This window comes from Mycobacterium sp., assembly GCF_032162105.1.
GTDB lineage: Bacteria > Actinomycetota > Actinomycetes > Mycobacteriales > Mycobacteriaceae > Mycobacterium.
In genome coordinates, this window is sequence record NZ_JAVRPS010000662.1 from 1 (window position 1) to 3,036 (window position 3,036).

At 66.8% G+C, this 3,036-nt stretch carries 4 protein-coding genes; 1 reads left to right on the forward strand and 3 read right to left on the reverse strand.

Annotation, left to right across the window (positions count from 1 at the left end; genetic code table 11):
* The coding region (locus tag QOC69_RS33160) for a class I SAM-dependent methyltransferase (protein ID WP_526446729.1) at nucleotides 1–829 on the reverse strand (829 nt) is incomplete at its 3' end.
* 85 nt (nucleotides 830–914) lie between these two features.
* Here QOC69_RS33160 and QOC69_RS33165 point away from each other — a divergent pair.
* Nucleotides 915–1,661, forward strand: a complete 747-nt coding sequence (locus QOC69_RS33165; protein ID WP_526446730.1) for an SHOCT domain-containing protein — start codon at nucleotides 915–917, stop codon at nucleotides 1,659–1,661.
* Here the strand turns inward: QOC69_RS33165 and QOC69_RS33170 are convergent.
* Nucleotides 1,658–2,281, reverse strand: coding sequence for an MBL fold metallo-hydrolase (locus QOC69_RS33170; RefSeq protein ID WP_526446731.1), 624 nt, complete (start codon nucleotides 2,279–2,281; stop codon nucleotides 1,658–1,660). The two genes, QOC69_RS33165 and QOC69_RS33170, sit on opposite strands and share 4 nt — an antisense overlap.
* Nucleotides 2,281–3,036 (reverse strand): zinc-binding dehydrogenase (locus QOC69_RS33175; RefSeq protein ID WP_526446732.1); only part of this gene is annotated, 756 nt, incomplete at its 5' end. The genes QOC69_RS33175 and QOC69_RS33170, both read right to left, overlap by 1 nt.

Consider the following 3,036-nt stretch of genomic DNA (forward strand, 5'->3'; position numbering starts at 1 on the left):
CGAACACCTCGAGGTGTACGATCGACACCTTCTCGAAGGTGCCCGAAGGCGCGAACGGTGACAGGAAGTCGCGGGCGCGGCGCCCCACGATGGGGATGGTCATCCGGTGTACCTCGTCCTCGGTGACCACGTTCCGGGTCGATAATTCGGCGAGCGTCTCCATCACGGCGTCCAGCAGTGGCCGGTAGCCGAACTCGCCGTCCTCGCCGATCGCCAGCGTCATCACGACCAGTCGCCCGCCCGGGCACAGTTCGCGACCGCGGAACGCGACGAACTCGTGCCAGTCGTGTGCGGCCTGTTTGGCGTAGGCGGTGCATACTTTCTCGTCCCGGCTGGACGACACCACGATGTGATCGGGAATGGGGATCGGAACCCGTCCCAGCCACTGGACCGACCACGACGACCAGGCCAGGTTCACGCTGTTGGACGGCAGTATCTGGGTGTAGAACGAGCGTCCCACCGCCGACGCGAACGACGCATTGTCCTTCTTGAGGTAGGTGTCCGGGTCGTCGCTCAACGTTTGGAAGAGTTCGCTGAAATCGTTCTGGGGCACGTCGGTGTGCGTGACCAGCACGGAGTGTTCGGGCCGGGTCCGCGCGCGCAACCTGCCGATCGCAGCGCCGATCGGCAGAAGCGAGTTGTGCCCGGTTGCCGCGCCGTAGTCGGCGATGACGATGGGGCGCGGCGACCGGGGGATGGGCACCACGTCGGCCGCCTGCTCGAAAAGCGTTATCGCCCGCTGCAATCCGGCGGCCTGCAGCCGGGAACCTGCGGTGTAGGAGCCGCTGTCGATCGGCTCCGGCCGCACCACGATGCTCGATTCGGGCATGAGTCAAACGGTAGCCCAGAACTGGGCAAACAACCCTGACCGATTGGCGCGGCTTTGACGACTTCGCCGTGACAGACTGCGCAACATGAGTCGCCGGACCGCCCCGCGGGCCCTGACCACCGTCGCCGTGGTGACCATGGTGGTGTCGGTCATCGGCTTCATCGCCACGCTGATCCTCAACGCCTTCGTGTTCGACGAGTACGACGCGTTCGGCGAGGTCCCGATCCCGGGATCGAGCAGTCTGCACCTGCCCGCCGGTGAGGTGACGATCACCTTCCACACGGTGCTCGTCGGCAGCACCAGCGGCAGCGGCCTGCCCGTCCCGCCGATGTCGATCAACATCGCCCCGCCGGCCGGCGTGCCCGACCCCGTGCTCACCGAGGACATCGGCAGCACGACGACGGTGAACAACGATGCCAGGGTGCGGGTGTGGGTGGCGCAGGTCGCGGCCGAGGGCACCTACGACATCACCAGCGACGGCAATGTCAGCGCGTTCCTGGACCCCCGGCTGGCGTTCGGCCACGGCAGCAGCCATGGCAATCTGCCGATCATCTTCGCGGCGATCTTCGGCCTTGCCGTCGTCGACCTGATCATCGCGCGAATCTGGGCGAGCAGGGTCAGGCGAAGCGAGTCACCGGTGGTCGGCTACCAACCCCCGACGGCCTACCCACCGCCGCCTGCGACGTTCACGCAACCCGCCGACCCGTACATCCCCACCGACCAGGGTGTCCGCATCGAGCAGCTCAATACGCTTGCCCGGCTGCGTGATTCGGGCGCACTCGCCGAATCGGAGTACGAGGCCGAGAAGAAGCGGGTCCTCGACGGGAGTTAGTGGCCGCGCGCGACCCACTCGTCGTAGTGCACGATCTCGTCGCCGATCACGGTGCTGTCGCCGTGCCCGGTGTAGACGACGGTCTCCCCGGGCAGCATGCCCAGACGTTTCGAGATGGAATCGAGAATGGTCGGAAAGTCGGAGTAGGACCGCCCGGTGGCTCCAGGGCCGCCCTGGAACAGGGTGTCACCGCTGACGACCGCGTTCAGGTCGGGCACATACCAGCACACCGATCCCGGCGAGTGTCCCGGGGTGTGCAGCGCACGGAGTTCGACACCGCCGACCGAGAGCGCCGCGCCGTCCTCGAAGGAACGAAAGTCCTTGTCCGGATGTGTCATTCGCCATAGCACGTCGTCGGCCGGATGTAAGAGCACCGGCGCGTCGAGCGTCTCGCCGAGCTCGGGTGCGACGGTGATGTGGTCGTTGTGGCCATGTGTGCAGACCACCGCCACGACGTTGCGGCCGCCGACCGCTTCGATGATGGGTGCGGCGGAGTGTGCGGCGTCGAACACTATGACGTCGGAGTCGTCGCCGATCAGCCAGATGTTGTTGTCGACGTCCCAACTGCCGCCGTCGAGTTCGAACTTGCCGCTGGTGACCAGGCGATCGATGGCGACCACTAGAGGATCACCACGGACCGCAGCACCTCACCGGCGTGCATCTTGTGAAAGGCGTCCTCGATGCCGTCGAGTCCGATGCGCTCGGAGACGAACTTGTCCAGCGGCAGCCGTCCCTGCAGGTAGAGGCTGATCAGGGTGGGGAAGTCGCGTTCGGGCAGGCAGTCGCCGTACCACGCCGACTTCAGCGACCCGCCGCGGGAGAAGAAGTCCACCAGCGGCATGTCGATGCGCATGTCCGGGGTCGGAACGCCCACCAGCACAACGGTTCCGGCGAGATCGCGGGCGTAGAACGCCTGCTTCCAGGTCTCGGGACGGCCGACCGCGTCGATCACGACGTCGGCGCCGTTGCCGTCGGTGAGATCCTGGATGGTCTCGACGACGTCGAGTTCCTTGGCGTTGATGGTGTGGGTGGCGCCGAACTCGCGGGCCCACTTCAGTTTGGTGTTGTCCGTGTCGACGGCGATGATCCGCCTGGCGCCCACCAGCGCCGCGCCGGCGATCGCCGCGTCACCCACACCGCCACAACCGATCACCGCGACGGTGTCGTCCCGGCTGACCGCTCCGGTGTTGACCGCAGCACCAAGGCCGGCCATCACGCCGCAGCCGAGCAGGCCGGCGACCGCGGGGTCGGCCTGCGGATCGACCTTGGTGCACTGGCCCTGGTGCACCAGCGTCTTGTCGGCGAACGCGCCGATGCCCAGTGCCGGGGTGAGTTCGGTGCCGTCGGTCAGCGTCATCTTCTGTTCGGCGTTGAA

What these genes read in the sequence shown, in the direction of transcription:
- QOC69_RS33165 (WP_526446730.1), top strand. Translation starts at nt 915, where the DNA reads ATGAGTCGCCGGACCGCCCCGCGGGCCCTGACCACCGTCGCCGTGGTG.